Source organism: Paenarthrobacter sp. YIM B13468, assembly GCF_042788025.1.
Classification (GTDB): domain Bacteria; phylum Actinomycetota; class Actinomycetes; order Actinomycetales; family Micrococcaceae; genus Arthrobacter; species Arthrobacter aromaticivorans.
In genome coordinates this window covers 71,573-94,876 of the sequence record NZ_JBHZPI010000016.1, presented here as the reverse complement: position 1 = coordinate 94,876, position 23,304 = coordinate 71,573, and the positions used below count along the sequence as shown (strand labels likewise).

At 60.2% G+C, this 23,304-nt stretch carries 16 protein-coding genes; 10 read left to right on the top strand and 6 right to left on the bottom strand.

Features of this window, described 5'->3' with window-relative positions; genetic code table 11:
* Nucleotides 1–151: 151 nt before the first annotated feature.
* On the bottom strand, nt 152–1,291 hold the full coding sequence (gene hisC / locus ACFX4T_RS15960) for a histidinol-phosphate transaminase (RefSeq protein ID WP_223948868.1): 1,140 nt from the start codon (nt 1,289–1,291) through the stop codon (nt 152–154).
* A 68-nt stretch (nt 1,292–1,359) separates the two neighbouring features.
* On the opposite strand from hisC, the gene ACFX4T_RS15955 reads away from it, so the two are divergent.
* Nucleotides 1,360–2,778 (top strand): aldehyde dehydrogenase family protein, encoded by a 1,419-nt coding sequence (locus ACFX4T_RS15955; protein ID WP_223948869.1) that lies wholly within the window; start codon nt 1,360–1,362, stop codon nt 2,776–2,778.
* A 403-nt stretch (nt 2,779–3,181) separates the two neighbouring features.
* Here ACFX4T_RS15955 and ACFX4T_RS15950 read toward each other — a convergent pair whose 3' ends face one another.
* Both ACFX4T_RS15950 and ACFX4T_RS15945 read right to left on the bottom strand, forming a co-directional pair.
* Complete coding sequence (locus ACFX4T_RS15950) at nt 3,182–3,316, bottom strand: hypothetical protein (protein WP_263426281.1); 135 nt, start codon at nt 3,314–3,316, stop codon at nt 3,182–3,184.
* A 240-nt stretch (nt 3,317–3,556) separates the two neighbouring features.
* Complete coding sequence (locus ACFX4T_RS15945) at nt 3,557–3,802, bottom strand: twin-arginine translocase TatA/TatE family subunit (RefSeq protein WP_223948870.1); 246 nt, start codon at nt 3,800–3,802, stop codon at nt 3,557–3,559.
* Nucleotides 3,803–4,019: 217 nt separating this feature from the next.
* Between ACFX4T_RS15945 and ACFX4T_RS15940 the strand changes: the two genes are divergently transcribed.
* Together ACFX4T_RS15940 and ACFX4T_RS15935 are read left to right on the top strand one after the other, a co-directional pair.
* Nucleotides 4,020–6,881: a hypothetical protein gene (locus ACFX4T_RS15940; protein WP_223948871.1), complete on the top strand. Its 2,862-nt coding sequence runs from the start codon at nt 4,020–4,022 to the stop codon at nt 6,879–6,881.
* A gap of 66 nt (nt 6,882–6,947) precedes the next feature.
* Nucleotides 6,948–8,051, top strand: a complete 1,104-nt coding sequence (locus ACFX4T_RS15935; protein ID WP_223948872.1) for a LacI family DNA-binding transcriptional regulator — start codon at nt 6,948–6,950, stop codon at nt 8,049–8,051.
* Here the strand turns inward: ACFX4T_RS15935 and ACFX4T_RS15930 are convergent, their stop codons facing one another.
* Together ACFX4T_RS15930 and ACFX4T_RS15925 are read right to left on the bottom strand one after the other, a co-directional pair.
* Nucleotides 8,052–9,125 (bottom strand): LacI family DNA-binding transcriptional regulator, encoded by a 1,074-nt coding sequence (locus tag ACFX4T_RS15930; protein ID WP_223948873.1) that lies wholly within the window; start codon nt 9,123–9,125, stop codon nt 8,052–8,054.
* 135 nt (nt 9,126–9,260) lie between these two features.
* Nucleotides 9,261–10,025 carry an alpha/beta fold hydrolase gene (locus tag ACFX4T_RS15925; RefSeq protein WP_223948874.1) on the bottom strand — a complete coding sequence of 255 codons (765 nt, stop codon included), beginning with the start codon at nt 10,023–10,025 and terminating at the stop codon, nt 9,261–9,263.
* 325 nt (nt 10,026–10,350) lie between these two features.
* On the opposite strand from ACFX4T_RS15925, the gene ACFX4T_RS15920 reads away from it, so the two are divergent.
* The 7 genes from ACFX4T_RS15920 (at nt 10,351) to ACFX4T_RS15890 (ending at nt 20,877) form a co-directional block, all read left to right on the top strand.
* On the top strand, nt 10,351–11,394 hold the full coding sequence (locus ACFX4T_RS15920; protein ID WP_223948875.1) for a sugar ABC transporter permease: 1,044 nt from the start codon (nt 10,351–10,353) through the stop codon (nt 11,392–11,394).
* 83 nt (nt 11,395–11,477) lie between these two features.
* Nucleotides 11,478–12,392, top strand: coding sequence for a carbohydrate ABC transporter permease (locus ACFX4T_RS15915; protein ID WP_223948876.1), 915 nt, complete (start codon nt 11,478–11,480; stop codon nt 12,390–12,392).
* An 81-nt stretch (nt 12,393–12,473) separates the two neighbouring features.
* Nucleotides 12,474–14,027, top strand: a complete 1,554-nt coding sequence (locus ACFX4T_RS15910; protein WP_223948877.1) for an ABC transporter substrate-binding protein — start codon at nt 12,474–12,476, stop codon at nt 14,025–14,027.
* A gap of 139 nt (nt 14,028–14,166) precedes the next feature.
* Nucleotides 14,167–15,774 (top strand): family 43 glycosylhydrolase, encoded by a 1,608-nt coding sequence (locus ACFX4T_RS15905; protein WP_223948878.1) that lies wholly within the window; start codon nt 14,167–14,169, stop codon nt 15,772–15,774.
* A 118-nt stretch (nt 15,775–15,892) separates the two neighbouring features.
* Nucleotides 15,893–16,942, top strand: a complete 1,050-nt coding sequence (locus tag ACFX4T_RS15900; protein WP_223948879.1) for a hydroxyacid dehydrogenase — start codon at nt 15,893–15,895, stop codon at nt 16,940–16,942.
* Nucleotides 16,943–17,083: 141 nt separating this feature from the next.
* Complete coding sequence (locus ACFX4T_RS15895; RefSeq protein WP_223948880.1) at nt 17,084–19,012, top strand: glycoside hydrolase family 127 protein; 1,929 nt, start codon at nt 17,084–17,086, stop codon at nt 19,010–19,012.
* 74 nt (nt 19,013–19,086) lie between these two features.
* Nucleotides 19,087–20,877, top strand: coding sequence for a DUF5605 domain-containing protein (locus ACFX4T_RS15890; protein ID WP_223948881.1), 1,791 nt, complete (start codon nt 19,087–19,089; stop codon nt 20,875–20,877).
* Between the two features lie 86 nt (nt 20,878–20,963).
* Here the strand turns inward: ACFX4T_RS15890 and ACFX4T_RS15885 are convergent, their stop codons facing one another.
* On the bottom strand, nt 20,964–23,192 hold the full coding sequence (locus ACFX4T_RS15885) for an RICIN domain-containing protein (RefSeq protein ID WP_223948882.1): 2,229 nt from the start codon (nt 23,190–23,192) through the stop codon (nt 20,964–20,966).
* Between the last annotated feature and the right edge of the window lie 112 nt (nt 23,193–23,304).

The following is a 23,304-nucleotide window of genomic DNA, read 5'->3' as shown; positions in this document are numbered from 1 at the left end:
TCTCCCTCTCGGAGCGGTAACGACAACATTCGAGGCGTGGGGTGCGCCTTATCCCGCAACGGTCGGGGGAGTTCATAACAGCCCGCGATTCCGTATAGCTAATCCTATGCGATCGACTGAGGTTTAACTCACGCTTCCCCGAAGAAATGGCCTAGGCGCTTTGCTTGGCAGCGTTCGTAACCACCCGGTCGAGGGCGGCGATCGTTGCGCTGACTTGGTCGGGTGTTCCGACGGTGATCCTGACGCTTTCAGGGTCTCCCATGGCGTTTCCCGGGCGAACGATGACGCCTTCACCTTCAAGTGCCTTGGTGAATGCCTTGGCATCTCCGACCTTGACGTAGACGAAGTTGGCATGTGAATCCAAGGGTTCGAAGCCGAGGTCGCGGAGACCGTTCGTGAGAGCGTCGCGGCCCTGCTTGTTCAGGCCGACCCGGCGGACCAGTTCGGCTTCCTCGTTCAGGCTCGCCAGCGCTGCGGCCTGGGCGACGCTGGAGACTTCGTAGTTGCTTTGCACCTTCTGGACGGCACCGATGATTTCCGGGGAGCCAACGAGGTAGGCCACGCGCAAACCGGCCAGGCCGTATGCCTTGGAAAAAGTGCGGAGCGTGACGAGGTTGCGGCGCTTGAAAGCGGACTCCGCGACCGTGTCGGTGTATTCCTGCGACTGTGCGTATTCGAAGTAGGCCTCGTCCACCACAATAGTGACGTATTGCGGAACGTCCCGGATGAACTGGAGCAATTCGTCGCGGCCAACGATGCCACCGGTGGGGTTGTTGGGGTTGCAGACGTAGACGATGCGGGTGGCGTCGTTGATCAAGCCGAGCATGGCCTCGAGATCATAGCTGCCATCCGCACGGACCGGCGTGCTCAGCGTCTTCGCGCCTTGCTTCCGAGCGTCGAGTGCGTAGGCGTGGAAGGTCGGAGTGGAGAGCACAATGTTCGTGCCTTCGTCGAGCAATGCGACCGACAGGTGATGGATGAGTCCGATGCCCCCTGCACCGACAGCGACCTCGGTGATGTCAACGTTGAGCATCCGTGCCAGTTCAGCGCGGAGGGTTCGGAACCCCGACTCGGGGTAAAGGTTTGCTTTGGCCACCTGCTCCAGGGCCGCCTTTGCCGCAGAAGGGAAGGGGCCATACGGGCCCTCGTTAGCGGCCAAGCCCAGCAATTCCAGAACAGCGCCTTCCCCGGCTGCATCGCGGACGCTGCGCCCCGCACTGTAGGGCGGCAATCCATCAATGGCTGCCCTGATTGTCGGGCCGGATCCGTTTTCGGTGGCAGGGGTTTGCATATTTACCTATCCTAAGTTCTCCTATAGACTTTCCTATATGATTCTATACACGCTAGAGGAAAAGGGCAATGGCTGAAACTGCGCAGTTGAAAGGCATCTTCGTCGGCAACCACTGGCAGCCGGCCACTGGCTCGGACGTCATGGGCGTGTACAACCCCGCCAATGGCAAGCTCATCGGGGAGGTAGCCGCAGCGGGCACTGCAGATGTAGAGCGCGCGAGCCTGGCCGCGCTCGGGGCATTTCCGTTATGGAGCGCAACACCGGTAGGGGAGCGGGCTGCGATCGTCGCGAGGATCGCTGACGGTCTCGAAGCCAAGGCGGAAGAGCTGGCAGACGGCATTACCGCCGAAGTGGGCACACCCCGCCACAAATGCGTCCGCATGCAAGTGGCCCCCGCCGTGCACAGCTTCCGCAGCGCCGCGCGTCTCGGCCCGGAAGCCATGGTCACGGAGCAGCTGGATGCAACCCAGGTTCACAAAGTCCCGGTAGGTGTGGTCGCTTGCATCACCCCATGGAATTACCCGCTCTACCAGATCGCATCCAAGGTTGCTCCAGCGCTCGTGGCCGGATGCACGGTGGTGCTGAAACCCAGCGAGGTGGCGCCTAGCAATGCCGCAATCCTGGCCGATGTTGCTGCTCAAGCCGGTCTGCCGGCGGGCGTCTTCAACGTAGTCTTCGGGGACGGCCCAACAACCGGTGAGGCGCTGATCAGCCACCCTGCCATCGACTTCGTCTCCTTCACCGGCTCCACACGCGCCGGGGCAAGGATCGCAGGAGTGGCTGGCGGCTTTATCAAGCAGGTCTCCCTCGAACTGGGCGGAAAATCTGCCAGCCTGGTTCTCCCGGGAACCGACCTCGGGAATGCCGTCAGCAACACACTCGAAAAGAGCTTTCAAAACTCCGGACAAACCTGCGCCGCACTCACCCGGCTCTTGGTTCCATCAGAGGCACTGGATCAAGTATCAGCAACCCTCCGAGCGCGGGTGGCGGGCTATTCTGTTGGTAACCCTGAGGACTCCTCAACGGTATTGGGCCCTGTGGCCACGGCAGCGCAACGTGACAAGGTTCTTGCCATGACAACGGCTGCGAAAGCATCCGGGGCGGAAGTGCTCGCGTCCGGTCCCATATCCGGCGACCCAGAAGGGTATTTCGTTCCCGCCGAAGCATTCCTCACCGGCGCCAACGACGAACTCGCCCAGGAAGAGGTCTTTGGTCCCGTCCTTGCCGTCGTACCCTACGTGGACATTGACGAAGCGGTTGCCATTGCCAACAACTCACCCTACGGGCTCAGCGGCGCAGTTTGGGGTCCGACTGCCGAAGACGCCGGCAAGGTCGCAACACAAATCAGGACCGGGAGCGTCTCCATAAACGGCGCACCGACCCATCCCGACGCGCCTTTTGGCGGTTTTCGGATGTCCGGATTCGGCCGGGAACGGGGCGCCCACGGCATTGAAGAGTTCCTGACAACCCAATCAGTGCACTACTAGACCAACCAACTCCGATCCCACCCTTATGAGGAACCAGATGCGACCATACAGGCCACTCGCCGAGCGCTCGTTCCGGCAAGACGAGCGCTGTGATGACGATTGCCACTTCTGCACTGGCCCGGAGACGGACTAGGACTTCCGGGGCGAGGGGACTTCCCTCTCACAGGCCCCCCTTTCCCATCCAACCGGCAGAGAAGGCCCCGCAGGCCCTCGACGCCCTAACCCCAGGGGAATAATGAACGATAAAGACTCCATGGGCGTGGAGCTTAGGTTCCACGACCCGCTGGCGGCGCCGGCGGGGACTGGTTCCGCCCCGAGTTCTTCATTATCAGAGTCGGGCCATCACCGCACGAGAGCCGATCGTCGCCCAAGGCCTGCCGCACAGGGCGTCCCAGCACTGCGCTCACAAGCCCTGGCCGAAGTAGTTCAGGACCTGCAACGACTCATGAATGCCCGTGAGGGAGCCACCTTGGGCGACGGACGGCGAACGCGTCTTTCCACTGGAGCGCCAGTCATTCGCGCTGGGCGCGACGGGCACCAATGCCGGTCCTCGCGGCCAGACACTGACTTAGGGAAACACTGCATGCCAAGGCATGGACGGGACTTCTTGCAGCTACTTTCTACTCCCGTACTCTAAAAGCCGATAACCGTGATTCGGTCAACTGGCTAGTGGGTTATGCCCGCCTAGGGATTCGGCGCGTCGGCCACGGTGAACGGCAACTGCCGCCGTGGTCCGCTGGTGTCAGAATAATGCCAAATTCCGTTTCGCTGACAGTTGCTAGTCACTCTCGGTGCGGGTTGTTTCTCCGGTTGCCTGGGGGCGCACTTCTTCGGGGTTCACCAAGCTCGCGGAAGCGGCCATGGCAGCCCCTTCATTCTTGATCTCGCGGACCTCTGATTTGAAGATACGCATCGATTGCCCGATGTTGCGGGCCATGACAGGCAGTCTCGGGGCCGCGAAGAGCAGGACAGCGACGGCAATGATTGTGCCGATAACCCAGGGCTCAGCGAATAGTCGTCCCATTGTGAACTCCTTCGTTCATAGAAGCCGACGCCCCAGAGGGTCGTCGATTCAGGCAAAGGTAGCAGCAGCAACGATTACGTGTCGAGGCTTTGAAACTAGTTTCTGAAACTAGTTGCAAAGGTTCTTTGACTCCAGTAGATTCCCTGTGACCGGCATCACGGTTTGGCGAATACGCCCTTTTCCTTTGTTGAAAGTGAGAACATCGATGTTCCCTGACATGCGACGACGATCGATCCTGAAACTGGTGGCGGGCACCGCGGGCGCTGCCGCGGCGGGTTGGTTGTGGAGTGCTCCTGCTGCTCAGGCCGCTCCGAATCCCCGGGATACGACGGCCACCAACAAGTCCGGCGCGTTGGATGTGCTCGTTTTTGGAGATCCCGCCTCCGAAACAGCACATAAGGTAACAGCAAACCTTTCTGACATTGTCCCGGGAGGGTTGGGGCAGAACGCCCGCGTCCTTAACCCGGCCAGCGGCTTCTGGGGCGGCACGATTGCTGCGTCCATGGCCTGCAGGCCGAAGGGCGCAACGTACGTCACGATCAAACTGTGGGGTTCGGATCTTGGGGAAGAGATGGGCCGACTGCAGCTTTTCGTTGACGGAAAGCAGGTTGGGCATTACCACTTGGGTGCCGTTGACCCCTTGGACATTGCGGGCCACGATGCGAGAAGCCCGGGGCGTTTCTTCCTCCACACGCTCCCCCTTCCTGCCACAGCCACAGCTGGCAAATCCACGGTTAACGTGGAAATCCGTTCCATGGGATCCATAGCCGGGTACGCACAAACGGCGGATACGTATTACCAGGCAATGAAAGCACCAACCCGCGGAATCTACAGCCTGTACACGCACTCCGATCCGTTCTTCAACCTCGCCCTGGATGACGTGGTGGGTACCCGCCCACCGGAGACGCTCCGACCCACGCCGGGTAAGGAAATTCTGGATACCGTCATGGCGAAGGTCATTGCACAGGCTGACTCTGAGGCCGGCCGGACTGTTCCGCAGCTGGATTTGTGGTATCTGGAGTTCCTGGCACGCGCCTACGATGTTCAAGCCAGCAAGGCTTACAAGAATCCTGCGGTTCCGGCGCAGGTTGCCAGCAGCATGGACGCCATCTACTGGCGCTCCCGCACGGATCCGAAGATCATCCGCGACTCCACCCAGCAGTGGATGGGCTTGGGACGGCTGGGCCTGGTGATGCTTCAGCTCAAGGAACAGATTGTCAAGCTTCTGGATGAACCCGTCGCAGGTTCCCCGGGAGTCATCACCAACGCCGGCTTCGAGGCCGGAGGTGCCTTGCCCAGCGGCTGGAAGCAGACGATTTGGACAGGCAGCGGCGTGGCCTCCCGGGATACGACCGTTTCCCGCACCGGCGGCGCTTCAGGAAAGGTAACCGTGCCCGCTACGGGCGGCGTCGTGGGATTGGGTCCCACGGCCAGAATCCCTGTAGGCCCGGGAACATACTCATACGGAACATGGGTCAAGACAGAGGGCGTCAAAACCGGCGGCGCCTACTTGGATGTTTTGTTTTTTGATGCTGCCGGCAAACTCGTCGGGGGTGACAACAAATACTATGCAGCAGCCGGAACCAATGACTGGCACCAGGTAACGGCCAGCCTTGCCACGCCGGCCAATGCAACACAGGCCGAAGTGCAGGTCCGTGTTGACGGCGCAGGTACCGCATGGTTTGACGATCTGACTCTGCAAGTTCCCGCCGGTTCTGCTTTGGCTCCTGTGCTGCGGCGTGATGCCTGGGCAACGATGCTGTTGGAGAGTCGCGAATACTGGCGGCAGAACTTCCCCCAGTACACCAATCAGGCGATGATTTGTGCCATCGGTCTTTACCTCGCCGACCGGGGGCTGAGCCTCGTCGGTTCGAAAAATGCTTGGGGAGAGACCAAAGCCCGGGAGTACATATACCAGTCGGTCGGACTCAAGCCCTGGCTTGGCCCCGAGAACGCCGACGGTACGCCAAAGAAACCCCTTGGTGGCTCCTACTTCCAGGTTTCCAAGAAGGGTATTTCCCGCGAGCTGGGCTTCGCCGGTAACTACGGTGAACTGCAGGACTGGATTGCCCTGATGTTCGACGCTGTCATTGGCATCGGTGGTGTGGACGACCAGAAACTCCGCGAGCATCTCGTGACCATGACCAAATCCCGTATGGTTTTCCGTTATCCGGCTGTGGACAGTGACGGGTACAAAGCCGTTCGGTACGAAGCTATCGTTGGATGGCGTGACACCGAGTACCCCGGCCGCGTCGCGTACGACGAAGGCAATAAGTGGGATGGTCACGCCCTTAAGGTCGTGGCACTGCTGAAGGACCCCGATCTGACGGCTTATGCCCGCCAGTCCTTGGACGACAACCAGTTCTTCCACATTTTGAAGGACGGCTACGACATGGGTATGCAGGCCCGCACGTTCCTGCATTTCCTGAGCGCGGCTGATGACTATGCCTACGTCAGTGGCGCTCCGGCAAGCAAGGTCCGGCTGCCTATGATGCCTGACCAACCTGACTTTGTCTTCAGCGACGAAGAAAACGGTGTACTGGCAGTCAAAAACGGCAACGAGATCCTCTACGCCTCCCTGTATTGGCGCGCCAGATGGGGCGTTAACCGGCTGGCGCGCATACACCTTATTGGTTCGGACGGCATCGAACGTTCCGGGACGGTCTGGCAGAACGTGCAGTTCATCCCCGACGGACGGACGCACAAAGAACCAAACTGGGTTAACTGGGAGTTCGGAAACGCGGACATGCCCGGGATCCCTGGTGGCGGCTTCGCTCCTCCAGGACCGGCGTTGGAACAAGCGTTTGCAGGGCAGGAGCTGCCCCTGGCAGCGGCCCCAAGCGACGCCCCGACCATCCCGGTCGGCACGGAAAGCCCGTTTGCCGGCCGTGCCGATTTCTACGAGTGCACCTACGGTCCGTACTTGATCGCCATGAACACATCGGCCACGAAGTCCTACACGGTGACCCCTTCTCCAGAATTCGGTGTCGCTGTGAATCTTGTGACGGGACAGAAGGTCCAGCCCAACACGGCTTTGCAGGTTGCCCCCGGGACTACTTTGGTGCTGCGGCGCCGCTAGGGCTCAGGGTGCCCCGCGCAGACTCCTCCTCGTCCGGACGGGGCACCCCATTGCTAGGATCAACACGTGAAATCGACGATCACACCCGTACCCACCGCTGACGTGACCACTGCATCCAAAGCGCGCGGCCGCGGACCCATGCGTTCCGGTGTGGTGAACATGAAGGACGTCGCCGAGCGGGCTGGCGTGTCCACATCGACCGTGTCCCGCGTCATCGCGCAGAACCCTGCGGTCCACGAGCAGACCAAGGAACGGGTTCTGGCAGCAATGGCGGACCTCAACTATGTCGTGAATGGATTGGCTCAATCCATGCAGGGACGCGGAAGCCGGGCGGTCGGCTTCCTGGTAAGCCACATGGTCGGTCCAACCTTTGCAGATGTTGCACAAGGCGTCGAGGAAGAAGTCGCCAAACTGGGTGATCTTTTGACCATCATCACCACCCACGCAGATCCCTCCGGTGAAATGAAGGCCTTGCAGCAGATGCGCGAACAGCGCGCCAGAGCTGTCTTGCTGGTCGGGGCCAGTCCGACGGGCCAGGACTACGAAGAACGGCTGCGGAAATACCAGGAATTCCTGTCGGCGACGGACACGCAGCTGATCCTATGCGGACACCAACATGTGAGCTCTGTCCCGGGGCTGCAGAGCGTCGATTACGACAATATCGGCGGGATACGGGCGGCCGTCGAACACCTGGCGGCCCTGGGGCACCGGCGCATCGCCTACCTTGGCGCCGCTGAGGGCCACAGCACTGCTGAACAACGGCTTCGAGGATTCGAGCTGGCGATGAAGGACTCCGGCCTGGACCTCGACCCGGCCATCATCCCGGCGTCGACCTTCGAGGTGGAGCCTTGCGAAGCCGCTTTGGAGAACCTCGTCTCGACAGGGGCAGATTTCACCGCGGTCATAGCGGCACGAGATGAAATCGCGGTGCGGGCGCTGCGGGTCTTCAGGAACCACGGCCTGAGCGTGCCGGACGATGTTTCCCTGGTGGGTTTTGATGACATGCCCTTTATGGGCGATCTGACGCCTGCCCTGACAACGGTCCGGGTGCCCTACCGCGAACTCGGCAGACGAGCCGGGATGCTCATCACGGACAGCGGCCCGGATTCACCTCAAGTATTGCCGGTGGAACTGGTGGTCAGAGCCTCGACCAGCGCCCTCCACGAGTGATCAGCCGTCCCTGCCGGCCACTGACGGGCGGGTAGCGGAGTCTCTGAGAATGAGCTTGGGTGCGGCTACGGTGTCTTTGATGTCTCCGGCACCCGAAATCCGCTGAAGCAGAAGTGAGAATGCCCGCGCCCCAAGGCCCCCGAACCCAGGTTCCACGGTAGTCAGTGACGGCAAAGTGAATTCGGTGAACGGCTGGTTGTCCCACCCGACCAGCGACACTTGTTCAGGAACGTTGACTCCGCGGTCATGAAGCGCGCGCAGGGCAGCGTGGGCGAGCCCGTCGTTGGAACAAAAAACAGCCGTTATCTCCGGAGAATCGGCGATCCGGAGTCCTTGCTCGTAACCAGAGTGCACGGACCTCGTCGCAGGCAGCACTGGAGGCGGGGTCAGCCCGGCATCTGCCAAGGCATCAATCCATCCCTGATAGCGCCCGGAGAACTGCGTAAGCGGGAAAAGCCCCAGGTGATGCACGGTTGGATGGCCCAGAGCCAGGAGATATTCGGTGACGGCGCGACCGGCCGAGTACTCATCGATGAATGCGTAAGGGTGGCCCGGCTGGCCCTTGGAAAACCCGGACGCTGCGACCGCGGGAACGTGCGCGGGCAGTTGTCGCAACAATTCCGCGCCGGCCGGATCGAAGTCAATGACAATGGCACCGGCAACCTGCTGCTCCAACGCCGGGCCGATTGCCGCCAGCGCGTCATCGGGGTCAGGTGACTTCACCGTGGAAATGACGACAGAGTAGCCCGATTCACGTGCGGCCCGCTCAATACCTGCGATAGTGCGGGTATAACCGTAGAACTCGGTGCTGGCGGTCAGGATGGCAATCATTCGCCGCTTGCCTGATTTCAACGCCCGAGCGAGTGAACTCGGCCGGTATTGCAGTTCCTCGATGGCGTCAAGGACCCGCTGGCGTTTCTCCTCGCTGACAGGAATGTTCCCTGTTAGGACACGGGAGACGGTAGGCACGGAGACCCCGGCCAGTCTTGCCACATCGGCGATGACAGGTGCTCTTCCGTCACGCGGGCTCCTGGACCCCCCCGCCATGACGGCGCTCTTATTGCTTTCAAGCATGGCATGCCCTAACTTTCGGGACGCCCGGTTCGGGCAGGTCCTGAACGGGTGAAGTGATCAGGGACGTCGGTATCGTTATCTTAACGTCACGTCTGCTTTGCAGCCGTATGCGCACCGCAGACGGCTCGCGAAAGGTCATCTGGCAACCAGCCCAGTTGCGGTCAGCCATTCCCTGATCGTTTGAACAGTCCAATCCTCGTGCTCCAGATGAACAAAATGCCCTGGGCAAGGGGCCACACGAATCGTCGAGGCCGGAGAGATTGCGGCCTCAATAGCCGCTGCCTTTTCCGTCGAATAGATTGCCAAAACCGGACCGGGACGGTTCCGAAGCCACAGCCGCGCCTGCGGCAGAGGACCCAAGGCGTCCGGAGTCATGTACATGCCGTCGAAAGACTCCAGGAGCACGCGCCCGTCACTTGCCTCCAGGTCCTTTCGGATGGCTTCCTTGTCACTGGCCGGCAGGGTGGGGGAGTAGGCCTCGCTGAGGTCCCGCACCGCCGCGGCCGAACCCAAGGCGGCCAAGTCCCGGCGCCGCTGGGGCAGCCCCCGGCACTCCTCTTTATCAGCCCCGTACGCAGGATCGATGACGATCAGGCCAGCGACAAGATCCGGTCTGGCCAGCGCCAGGTGGGAGACAACACTGCCGCCCATGGAGTGGCCCAGGGCAATAATTGGGCCCGTCTCGCTGGCCAACTCGGCCAAGTCCTGGGCCATCTCGCTGATGCCATGCCTTCCCCGGACCGGGCCTGTCGCGCCGAATCCCCGAAGGTCAACGGATATCGCGCGAGTCATGTCTGCCAACGCCGGCTGCAGGCGGTCGAAAGTTGCGTGTGACGAGCCCCACCCGTGGACAAGAACAAGAGCTCTGCCTGTTCCCAGACTCTCAGTGTGGATCTTCATACAGGGCTCCTGTCGAGGTAGAACTACTGGACACCAGTTTATGATATCGATATCAAGTCATGAATCCCAAGGCTTGATACCCTTCGGCTCCATTCGCAGACCGACCTTGAACGAATGGGCGGGGGGTTATTGCGCGACAGGGAGGCAAGCCCTATTCTGATATCGATATCAGTGAGCGAGATCTCATCACCAAGAACTTTCCGCCCCGCCGAAATGGCGGCAGGAGGGGCAAGTTTCGCCAACGGGCCAAGAATCCGGGCTGGCTCCGAATGACCAAGGAGCGGGTCGCATATTGGCCGGCAAGAACAATCGAAGGGAGGGTGTCATGCGCAGAGGCGTGGCTACCCGCGACAACGATCTGACGGTTGACACCACACAGCCGCCCGCAGGGACTGTGATGACAGGTGTCGCCACCATCAAGGACCCGGGCCAACCGGCCAAGACGCGCGGACCGGCCCGCAAAGCCGGAAAGGGCTCTTGGGCCTTGCTGTTGTTGGCTGCACCAGGGATCATCTGGTTCTTCGTGTTCAGCTATGCGCCAATGGCTGGCCTGGTTGTAGCGTTCAAGAATTTTAGTGTGAGCAAGGGGATTTTCGGGAGCCCCTGGAACGGGCTGGACAACTTCAAGTACTTCATCGCCAGCGGTGATGCTCCACGGATTGTTACCAACACTTTGGTCTTGAATGTCCTGTTCCTGGCTGCGTCACTGGCCGCAGGGCTGTTGTTGGCGGTTATGCTCAACGAGCTCAGGGCCCGCTTTTTCAAGCGGTTCATGCAGTCAGCGATCTTCTTTCCCTACTTCGTTTCCCCGATCGTCATCAGCATCATGCTGCAAGTCCTGTTGTCAGGTGCCCAGGGAAACGGCGGGGCAGTCAACGATATGTTGGGTATTTTCAATCTCCCTCAGGTCAGCTGGTACACGGAACCTGGCCCTTGGCCCTGGATCCTCACCATCGTCAAAGTCTGGCAAATGGGCGGATACATGTCAGTGATCTTCCTGGCAGCAATCACCTCCATCCCTGAGGAAGTCTACGAAGCCGGCATGCTCGATGGCGCCAGTCGTACAAAGATGGCCGTATCCATCACGCTGCCCCTGCTTCGACCCACTGCGGCCATCCTTCTCGTCCTTGGCGTGGGGAGAATCTTCTACGGTGACTTCGGCACCATCTACGCGATTGTGGGCGATAACGGCACTCTGTTCTCGACCACTGACGTCATCGACACCTACGTTTTCCGTTCGCTGCGCACCATTGGTGACTTCGGCACCACAGCGGCCATCGGCCTTTTCCAGTCCATTGTCGGCTTCATCCTGATTACCGCTGCTGTCCTCGTGCAGCGCAAGTACTCCAAAGAGACGACGATCCTGTGACCAGCACACGCGCCAAGACGGCCCACCCGAATCCTCAGCCGGGACCGCTCCCGGAAAAACCAGCCACAACACAGGACTCCACTATGTCAGCACTCACCAGGACATCCCGAGTTTCGAACACCTCGAGCAAAACGGCCAAGCCCAAACCGGAACCCTTTACCGTTGCGAGCTACATCGGAGTCAGCCTCTTCGGGCTCTTCTCACTCATTCCGCTGTGGATGATCATCGCCGGGTCTTTCACCAAGGAATCCGTGCTTGCCCAAAAGGGGTACAGCTTCTTTCCCAGCGAATTCTCCCTGGAGGCCTACCAAGCGATCTTCGGCGGCACTGCTTTACTCAAGGGGTACGCGGCCACGCTGTTCATCACCATTGTCGGGACGGCTCTCTCTCTTTGTGCCACCGCCGCCCTCTCCTGGGTCATCGCACGACGCATGCCGCGGATCAGTCGACCGCTGACTGTCTTCGCCTACCTGCCCATGCTTTTCAGCGGTGGCCTGGTCCCGCTCTACCTGCTGGTCACCCAGGTCCTCAACCTGCAGAACAGCTGGTTCGCTGTGATTCTTCCGCACATGATGGCCCCATTCCTGGTGTTCGTTGCTGTCAGCTTCTTCCGGCAGCTGCCCGAAGAGATCCTCGATTCGGCCAAGGTGGACGGGGCAGGGGAGTTGCGGATCTTCTTCCAGATCGTGCTGCCGCTTTCCAAACCCATCCTCGCCGTCATTGGGTTGTTCTACGCCGTCGCGTACTGGAACGAATGGTTTACCGCGCTGCTGTTCATTTCTGATCCAGAGAAATATCCGCTGCAACTGATGCTGCAGAACCTCATCGCCAACGTCACCAGCGCCGCGCAACTGCCCAGCGCAAGCGCAGCAGCAGCTCCGATCTACCAACTGCGGCTCGCCCTGACCGTAGTCACCATCGGACCGATCCTTCTGGCCTACCCGTTCGCGCAACGATACTTCGTCAAAGGCCTGACACTCGGCGCCACCAAGGGCTAGGAACCTTTCATCTCCAGCTGTAAAAGCATCGCTTAACCAACTACAAAAGTCCCGCCCCGGGACGCCACAAAGGAGTGCAACATGTTCGAAAACAACCGATTCTCCCGCCGAGGCTTCCTCGGTTTGGCAGGCGGGCTTGGGGTAGCCATGGGCCTCGCTGCCTGCGGCACCTCAGGATCGTCCGCAGGAGGAGCTGTCAAGGGAACAACTTCCAAAGCCGTGCTGCCCAGCGCCGCACCTGGCAATTGGAAGGAAGTCCTCGACAAGGTCAACACCAAACTTCAGTCAGACCTCGGCTTCAATTTCGACGCCCAATTCATCAACTGGTCCAACTACCAACAGCAGGCGCTGCTGAAGTTCACCGCAGGAGAAGACTTTGACACCGCGCTGCAGGCGCTATGGCTCAACATGGCCCAACTGCAGCAAAGCGGATCGCTGACCGACCTGAGCCAGGAAATCTCCAAGTACAAGAACCTCAACGCGGCATTGCCCGAAAAACTGCTTGCATCCAACACCTGGGATGGCAAACTGTGGGGCATCCCGCAGGTCAACAGTGCAGCGCGAGTACAGCACTTCGCAATCCGCCAGGACCTCGCCGACAACCTCGGTTTCAGCACCATTGAAGACTACGACCAGCTTGAGCGATTCTTTTACGCCGTAAAGGAGAAGGGCAACGGCGTCGTGCCATTCGGCGCCAATGCCAGCAACACCAACCTCCTGGCCGTTCCCACGCCCACCGCAATGTTCAATGCCGAGTCCTGGGAAAACCCGGACACAATCGCCTTCGCGTTCAGCGGCAAGGGTGTGTTCTTCATCTTCGACAAGGACGCCAAGCAAAGCGGCTCCTCCAAGCCCGTGCCCTTTTGGGAAAACGCCGGCGTGGTCGACACTCTCCGCCGAATCCGCAAGTACCACCAGGACGGAATCATTAACGCGGATGCGCTCAACGCCGACGCGGCCACCATCAAGAGTCAATGGACGGCAGGAAAGTTCGCCACCACCTGGGCCATCACCGATGGCACCAGCAGTGCCGCTCTTCCGGCGCTGCAAAAGGCAGTCCCGGGCGCGGCTCTGGGCAACATCATGCCGCTCAAGGGCGGTCTGTCCGCAAAACCGAACCAGACATTCCAGGCTGACAACCTCGTAGTGGTCAGCTCCAAGTCGGGCAATCTTGACCGAGCCCTGCAGCTGCAGGACTGGCTCTCCATCAAGGAAAACCACGATCTCCTCTCCTACGGCGTCGAAGGCAAGGACTGGGAAGCAGTCGGCGACGACAAGTTCAAGCAACTCAGCGACTACTCATTTCCCGGCTACGCCCTGGCGTGGCGAACGTCGCTGGAGCGCAAATCTGCCTCCATCTCGGCCACGGAAGAGAAGATCTTCGACTGGGCCCAGAACTACGACAACTTCACCACCGACCCGTTCGCATCCTTCATCCCGGATGCGACCCCGGTCAAACAGCAGTTGGCGGCCCTGGCCAATGTCGTCACCGAGTTCGCCAACCCGCTCTACTACGGACTGGTCGATGTGGATTCCCAGCTGGACAAGCTGAAGAAGGCCGCAGACTCCGCCGGCCTTCCGGCGCTCCAGGCAGAAATGGAAAAGCAGGCCGACGCCTACTTGAAGAAGTCCTAAGCCCACTGTGGCCCGGGACGTCCCGGGCCACAGTACTTCTGCAACGACGTCAGCCAGGATCTCCCTAACCACAGCACAGCCCATAACGCCGGGAACTGCGCTGGGGAGCATGTCATCAAGTCTCCATGGAGAAGAAACCATGATCCGCAATCCAATCCTTCCGGGCTTCAATCCCGACCCGTCGATCATCAACGCCGAAGGCCGCTACGTAGTTGCGACCAGCACGTTCGAATGGTTCCCCGGGGTTCGCTTCCACACGTCCAACGATCTCGTGTCATGGAACCCGGCAGGGTACGCCCTTACCGATCCTGCCCAACTGGATCTTCGCGGCATACCCGATTCGGGAGGCATCTGGGCACCCTCCCTCTACTTCCATGGCGGCCGGTACTGGCTCCTTTTCACCATTGTCAGGACCGTTGGCAAAGCAAAGGACGTCGACAACTACGTCACTACCGCACCTTCACTTGAGGGGCCATGGAGCACCCCGGTGTACGTTGGTTCACGCGGATTCGACGCCTCGCTGTTCCATGCCGCCGACGGAAAGCTCTACCTCGTGGGCCTGCGCTGGGACCACCGCATTGGACATCCAAGTTTTGGTGGCATCCAACTTCAAGAACTCAACCCTGCCACCCTGGCCAGGATCGGCACGCCACGGATCATCTACCAAGCCGAGGAACTGACCGAAGGACCCAACCTCTACTTCCGCGATGGCTGGTATTACCTCCTACTCGCCGAGGGTGGAACTGGTTGGAACCACGGAATCCGTCTGGCACGATCACGCAACGTCTGGGGGCCCTACGAGGCTGATCACCAGCCCGTCCTCACCACCCGAGACCTTGACCCCATCGCCGTCGCACGGGACGGCAAAAACGGGGTCTCCTTTGGGTTCCACAAGGCCGGCCACGGCGAACTGCTCGTAACCGACGACGGCGACTGGTACATGATCCATCTGGCATCCCGACCGGTAGAGGCCAACGAGGGAGCCGTTTGCCCGCTTGGGCGCGAGACATGCCTTCAGCAGGTTCGATGGACCGATGATGGATGGCTCCGGCTGGCCCACGGCGGACATTGGCCCGCCCTGAATGTGCCCACTCCCGCAAGCACCAAGGGACAACCCCAGCCACCGTCCAGATATCGCAGCATCCTCTCACCGGCCACTCTTGGCCAGACCTGGCTGACGCTACGAGTCCCTGCGACCGACACCTGGAGCACCTGGGCCATAGACAATCCAGATAGCCAAGTTCTGCGCCTCACCGGCCGCGACACACTCCGCTCGCTAGATAAGCAATCGCTGGTCGCCCATCCCGTCACCGAACGGAACGCCCGTCTTCGTGCTGTTGTCCATGCCGACCCTCATGAGCCAGCCCACCGTGCAGGTGTCGCCGCGTACTACGACACAATCGGGCATGTCTTTTGGCATGTGACAGCCACGGACGAAGGAAAGAGGGTCCTTGCCGTCGAACGCCGTGACCATAACGGCGAATACGGGCAGATGCTGGGCTTCGACCCCGGAGAGAGCGGCCCCGTGCACCTGGAAATCACGTTCCACAAAGGAACCGTGAGCGCGGCTGCTTCCCACGACGGCGAACTCTGGCACCCCTTGGGCGAGCCATTGGACATCAGCTTTCTCAGCGACGACCATGCCGGACTACTTCGTTTCACCGGATGCTTCACGGGGATCGCAACGAGCGACGTGGCAGAACACTCATGGAGTGCCGAATACGAACACGTCGAGTTCATGAGCTGAAAGACAACCCCGGTAGCAGCATGACTCTTACTTCCAATAACAACCACGGACGCCATGGGCCGGCAGAACGGCACTCGATAAATGGGTTCGCCAGCACAGAAAGTGAAAAGGACGTCAATTGAGTGCAGTACAGCACAGCTCTGACACGCCAGGAGACCCCCGGTTCAGACCCAAGGTTGCCCTGGCCATGCAGGACATCGAGCTGCGGGACGCGCTGTTCTCCAAGCGACTGCGGGCCAGACTTGAAGCCGTGGCAGACTGCGACTTCAGCCATGTCATTCAAGACTTCTCTCGTGTCCAGGACGACTATCTTGAAGACGTTGATGTCCTGCTCACGGGATGGTTCTCACCGGTCATCGATAAAGAGGTCCTGCGCAGAATGCCGCGGCTGCGGCTGGTCACCCACGCTGGAGGCAGCGTCAAAGGCCACGTCATGCCCGAATGCTGGGAACAAGGGATCCGCGTCACCACGGCCGCCGAGGCAAACGCGCTGCCTGTGGCTGAGTTCACGCTCGGGCTAATCCTGCTCGCGGGCAAGTCAGCGTTGGCAGCAAGCCACCTCTACGTTCAGCGCCAGGCCAAGATTGACCGGGAGCTGGAGTTTCCAGGTACAGGGAGTTACGGCAGAGTAGTGGGCATCGTCGGGGCTTCGACCATCGGGCGCCTTGTTTTGGATCGTTTGCAGCCCTTCGACTTCGACGCGCTCCTCTACGATCCGACGCTTTCGGACGAACAAGCGCGAAGACTGGGCGCCACTCGCGTCCAACTCGACGATCTGATGGCAGGTAGTGACATCGTCTCAATTCACGCACCCGTCCTGCCCGAGACCATCAACATGGTCGGGCAGGCACAACTTGCAGCCATGAAAGACGGAGCGACACTGATTAACACGGCCAGAGGTGAACTGGTCGAATCCTGGGCTTTGCGACACGAACTCATCACGGGCCGAATTAACGCCTATCTTGACGTCACAAGCCCCGAGCCACTGCCCACGGGAGATCCGCTGTACGGGTTGCCCAACGTCCTGCTGACCCCGCACATCGCAGGCTCAATGGGGACCGAACTGCACCGCCTTGCCGCTTACGCTCTGGACGAGATCGAACTCTACGCGGCAGGCCTGCCACCGAAGTTCCCTGTTGAGCTGACCGACCTTGCAAAGATGGCATAGCGATGACTATTTACTGACGCGCCGGCGCTATCGGTATCCTCCGGCAGGCCCCGGTGCATGGAGCCGCTCGGCTCGCCGCTGACCTTGCGTCGCACGATCAACACCCCAGAAGACTAAAGCCCCACGGGCAAAGGAGACTACATGCAAATCACAGACGAGAAACTTCACTACGCTGCGCCGGTGACACCAAGCACTGGAACCTTCTCACCGCTACCGTTGACTGCGGTCCAGCTGGCGGGAGGCTTCTGGGGCGATCGGCAACAGTTGAACCAAGAGGCAATCATCCCCCACGGAACGGATTGGGTCACCCGTCTGGAATGGCTCGGCAACCTCGAAAAAGCGGCGACCGGCGAAAGATATGAACACCGCGGCCGCGAGTTCGCGGACTCCGAGGTGTACAAACTCATCGAAGCTATGTCCTGGGAGCATGCCCGCACCGGGCAATCTGACCTCGACGGGACATTGGAATCGTTCATCAACAAACTGGCAGCAGCGCAGGATCCAGATGGGTACCTCCACACACTTTTTGGCCGCCCCTGGCAGCAGCCCCGCTATTCCGATTTCAAATGGGGCCACGAACTCTACTGTTTCGGTCACCTTATTCAGGCTGCGGTCGCCAACTACCGTGCAACAGGGACAGAGAAGCTCCTGGCTGTAGCCATGAAGCTCGCTGATCACGTGTGCACTATGTTCGGTTCCTCGGGCCTCAACAAGGTGTGCGGTCATGCCGAAATCGAATCCGCCCTCGTTGAGCTATCCAGGCTCACCGGGGAGCGTCGCTACCTTGATCAGGCGAAGATATTCATCGAGCGCCGCGGTACAGGGACACTGCCACTTATTGAGTTCGGCCAAGCATACTGGCAGGACGACGTTCCCGTGCGGGCCGCCACAGTCCTTCGTGGTCACGCAGTTCGGGCGCTCTACCTGGCCGCTGGCGCCGTAGATGTAGCTGTCGAAACCAATGACCAAGAGCTGCTCAATGCCTTGAAGCAACAGTGGCATAACACTGTCGCCCGACGGACGTACATCACCGGCGGCATGGGTTCGCACCATATGGACGAGGCATTTGGGGACGACTTTGTGCTCCCCCCGGACCGTTCGTACTGCGAAACCTGCGCGGGCGTTGCGTCGGTGATGTTCAGTTGGCGGCTGTTGTTAGCCACCGGAGAGGCAAAGTACGCAGACCTCATCGAGCGGACACTCTACAACATTGTGGCGACGTCACCTGCCCCCGACGGCAGATCGTTTTTCTACGCCAACACGCTGCACCAACGAACCAGCGTAGGCGAGGCCCCGCTGAACGAAGACGGGGTGTGCATCCGAGGCGGATCAAGTGGCCGGGAGGCGTGGTTTGAGGTGTCCTGCTGCCCGCCGAACGTTGCCCGGACGCTGGCCAGCCTCGGATCCTACCTGGCTACATCGGATGAGACAGGCGTTCAGATCCACCAGTATGCTGCCTCCCGGATCCGTGCTGACATCATTTCTGGCCCCGTCGAACTTGCCATCGAGACGGATTACCCTGCCAGCGGCAGTATCAAAGTCACCATCGTCGAAGCACCGGCGACCCCCTTCACCGTGGCATTACGGGTACCGGACTGGGCCCACGGTGCAACCATTGCTGCAGGAGAGGGTGTGCAACGTGTGGCACCCGGAATGGCGACTGTGACCCGGTCGTTCCAACCCGGTCAGCAGCTGCTCCTCGAGCTGCCTATGGAGCCACGGTTCACGATGCCAGATGATCGGATAGATGCAGTCCGCGGCTGCGTGGCAATTGAACGAGGGCCAGAGGTTTTCGCATTGGAATCCGTCGATCTGCCTTCAAGCGTTGCGCTTGAAGACGTTCTGGTAGACGTCTCATCCGGCCTGACCTACTCCGATGGAACAGTCAACCTCACGTTGAGCACAGTGGTGCGAACGCCTGCACGACAGAGCCAATGGCCGTTCGCCTCAGAAACTGCCGCAAGCGCTGCCAACGAACGAATCGCTGCTGAAGTGCCGTTAGTCCGCTACCACTCCTGGGCGGAGCGGGGAGCCTCCACGATGCGGATCTGGATCCCTGCCCGGGCGTAGCAGTCGAGTTTGGACAGACCACCACTCCTACAGCCGATGAAGGACTTCCACACTTTCTCCGCAGAAAGGCAACCATGGCGCACTTCAACGCTGCAACCTTGCTCGCCGACGTTATTCGCGACCCCGCGGCTTTCCAGATCATTGCCAACCACATCCCTGAGCTGACAGCAAACCCCATCCTGCACACGCTGTACCACTACGAACTGGGCCTGATACTTGGCACAGAGGAATCCCTGCGCGACAACCCGGCGAAGAGGGATGAAATTCTAGCGATGATCGAGGCGTTGCAGCCCTCGCCATCGGTGGACCGGACAATAGCGCGGAAACCGCTCGCTGCCATCGAGGACTCTGGATCACCGGTCCTCGCCGGCCGCCACCCAGAGTACGCAGCCGAAGGACGGAAATGGGAGAAGTATGAGGTGCGACTTCACGGCCCGTCCCATGGCAATCCGTTTACAGACGTCGAACTGTCAGCGGAGTTCACCTCGGATAATCAAACGCTGACGGTTTCTGGCTTCTATGACGGCGACAGCACATATCGGATTCGTCTGCTCGTCCCCGCCGAAGGCGAGTGGACGTTCACAACCCGTAGCAACGCCAAGTCCTTGGACGCCATTTCGGGAAGCTTTACGGCAGCTGCCCCGCTCCCGGAATCACGCGGACTCGTCCGCGTGGCCGACACATTCCACTTCGCATACGACGACGGCACCCCGTACCTTCCGGTTGGCACGACATCCTACGCCTGGACCCACCAAGGCAGCGAACTGGAGGAGCAGACTCTGCTCACTCTTGCTTCCGGCCCCTTTAACAAGGTGCGAATGTGCGTGTTTCCCAAGTCGTACATGTTCAACGAAAACGAGCCTGAGATCTACCCCTACGAGGGGTCGTTCCAGGACGGATTCGACTATTTTCGACCCAACCCACTCTTTTATCACCGTCTGGAAGGGCGAATCGAACAACTTGAAGAGCTGGGCGTCGAGGCCGATCTGATCCTGTTCCACGCCTACGACAGATGGGGCTTTTCGCGCATGAACGCCACGGCGGATGACCTGTACGTCAAGTACATAACTGCCAGGCTGGCTTCTCACCGGAACATTTGGTGGTCCCTAGCCAATGAGTTCGACCTCCTCTTCGAGAAAACCGTCGAGGACTGGGAACGTTTTGCTGTTCTGGTGCAAGAGAATGACCCGAACAACCACCTCATCTCGATCCACAACTGCAGGGAGATGTATGACCACTCAAGGCCCTGGATCACGCACTGCAGCATCCAACGTATAGATGCCTACTTAACCGCCGAGATGACAACAACGTGGCGGCAGGAGTGGCATAAACCCGTAGTCATCGACGAATGTGCCTATGAAGGGAATATCGACCAAGGCTGGGGCAACATTACAGGTGAGGAAATGACGCGCCGTTGCTGGGAGGGCGCGGTGCGCGGGGGCTACGTCGGTCACGGGGAAACATACATCGCTCCGAACGACATCCTCTGGTGGGCCAAAGGTGGACGGCTGCATGGAACGAGCCCGGACAGGATTGGATTCCTAAAGCGCGTAATGGAAGAAAGCCCCAAAAAGCACCTTGAACCCCTCAAAGGTTACGGGGATGCACCCAGCGCCGGGATAAAGGATCAGTACGAATTGATATATCTCGGATTCAACCAGCCACGGTACCGACGCTTCGTAAAGCCCTCCGGTGTGCAGTTCGAGATCGACATCGTAGACACCTGGAACATGACAATTGAGACCCTCCCCGAAACTTATGAGGGTAGGTTCAGCATTGATCTACCAGGCCGGCAGTACATGGCCATCCGCCTTCGTGCCATAACCGAAGAACCCGCCAGCGGCAACGTTGATCCGCAAGCCTAGACGAAATGGGCGAGGCACTGTTGTAGTGCCTCGCCCACTGGTGTTCCAGACCAATCGGCTAACGGGTCTGCATATTCAGGACTTTCCTACCTGATGGTCCATTTCTGGTTGGTCTGGCCGTTGCAATTCCAGATCACCACCGGGGATCCGTTGGTTGTGCTTCCTTCTTTGACGTCGAGGCATTTGCCGGACTGCTGCCCGATAAGCTGCCGGGTCAAAGGACTGTAGCTCCACTTCTGGTTCGTTCCGCCAGTGCAGGACCATTGCTGCACAAAGGCACCATCGGCGACTGATTGTCCGCTCACATCGAGGCATTTCCCGGACGAGGCGTTGACGAGTTGCCCTGAGGCGTCGAGAGTCCACTTCTGGTTCGTGCCGCCGTCGCACGTATAGATGTCCACGACCGCGCCGTCCCGGGGATCGAACGACTTCAGGTCTAGGCATTTCCCTGATTGCGCGCCCAGGACTGCCTTGGCCTGCGGTTGCTGCTCGGCAACGAGCTGCCATTCCTGTGAACCATCGGTCGCAGAGTTCTGGAGTGTCAGCGGTGAGCCGGCTGTGGAACCGGTCAGGTAGACGTTCGTGTTCTTCGCTGCCTGGAAGCGGTAGTAGCCGTTGCCGTTGTCAATGACGTTCCAACTGCCTGACGCTTTGTTGTCCACCCATTGTCCGATGCGTTGCCCTGTCGTCGCGTTTCCGGTCCAGATGGAGGCCTCGCGTCCGCCGGATTTATTCAGGAGTGTCTTCTTGCCGTCGGCTTTGGTGACCATGTGCCAGTACTGGGTATCGGGGTTCTGCGCCGCGCCTGTCGGTTCAAGGACGACGTCGGGGACGTCTGCGTTGCCGATGTTCGCGTCATTGGTGTTGTTTCCCGTGCCCATCACTTGGCCGGTTTTGCGGTTTACCACCCTGTAGTAGGTGCCATCGGATTTTCCGAGGTCCACCTCGCCGTAGCGAATCGCGGCCTGGCTGCCGGCGCCGCCCCAGCTCGCCTGCAGTATGACGATCCGGCCGGTGCCGTTCACGTATTGAAGGTTGCGGGTGTATCCGGATCCGACCGGTGTCTGGTACTCCGTCCAAGCGCCGTCGCTGCGACCGCTGTTATTGACCCACACGTTTCCACTGCCCGCGGCGTTGTAGGCAATCCGCCCGTCGGGGAGGGTGACTAGAACGGGACTGCCGCCTTGAGCCAATGAGTGGGAACCTGCGTCTACCGGTAGTCCGGTGATCTCTTCGCCGTCGAAATCGCTGGCAGAGCGGAACTGCAGGGGGTCATCGGCAATCTTGAACCTGACGTTGGTTCCGCCGCCCCAGTATTCGTATGTCAGTAACCATTTGCCGTCCGTGGTCTGGGCGATCGTGGTCATCCCGGGGCGTCCGCCGCCGATCTCGGTCTTGCCGCTGCCCATGTTCTGCGTGGACCCCGAGACGTCCACGACGGGCGCGCTCCAGGAAGCGCTGGTGCCGTCCCAGGTCTTGTGGACAAGAATCTGACCCTCCGAGTCCGGGGCCGCGGCGTTGTTCGGGTCAAGGATCGGCACGCCGGTGACCGGATCAAAGCCCAGATAGTCATTCTCGTCGGAATAGTAAGCCACGAGCTTGCCGGCATGCACCATCAGAAACGGCTCCCAGATGGGGTCAACCTGCCGGGCCGTGTTCTCCGCGGCGATATTCGTTCCGGTCGCACCAGCGCTGCCGCCCTGCCATCCAGCCGTCGCGATGACGTTCAGGACGTTCCACGTCATTCCGCCATCGGTGCTCGAGAAGAGCGCGAGCGCCATGTCCTTGCGGTCTCCGTCATTTGTCGGCACCCAGTTCGGATCGGCGGCCTTGTGCTCTTTGTAGTAGGCGTCCTCACCAGTCACGGTGCTTGCCAGCAGGAGAGTACCCGCCGTGAGGTTTCCAACATCCTGCGGCAGCGTGTAAAGGTAGGGGCTCGCCCAGTTGCTGGTGTACTTGGCGAACTGAGGGTCGCTGGAAAGGTAAGCCGGTGCCTTGACCTCTGACAGCGGCTGCCATGACGTTCCCTGGTCATCGCTCTTATAGACGGGGAGCGTCTGTCCGGTAGCCCCTTGAGACTCGGCAACGACGGTTGACTTCTCAAACGTCGCCACCAGACGCCCGCTCGGCAACTGGGTCGACTTCACATAAATGGCACAGTTGCCGCGACCTTTAAGGCAGGGCTGATCGGCGGGAACCTGGTACATAACCCCGCCCTCGGGTGCGTAGGCCTGGGCACTGATCGCGGGCAGGTACAAAAGTGACACTGCGGCAACGAAGACTCCAAGAGCCTTCACCAGCCTTCTTTCCTTCATAGCCCCTCCTTTGGGGTTGGTGGCAACTGTTTGGCCCCGCCTTGGTGTATTCACCGATTTCGCGGATTCCGAGGCGCCGTTGTACACGGCGACGATCGGGAAGGTGGGGATG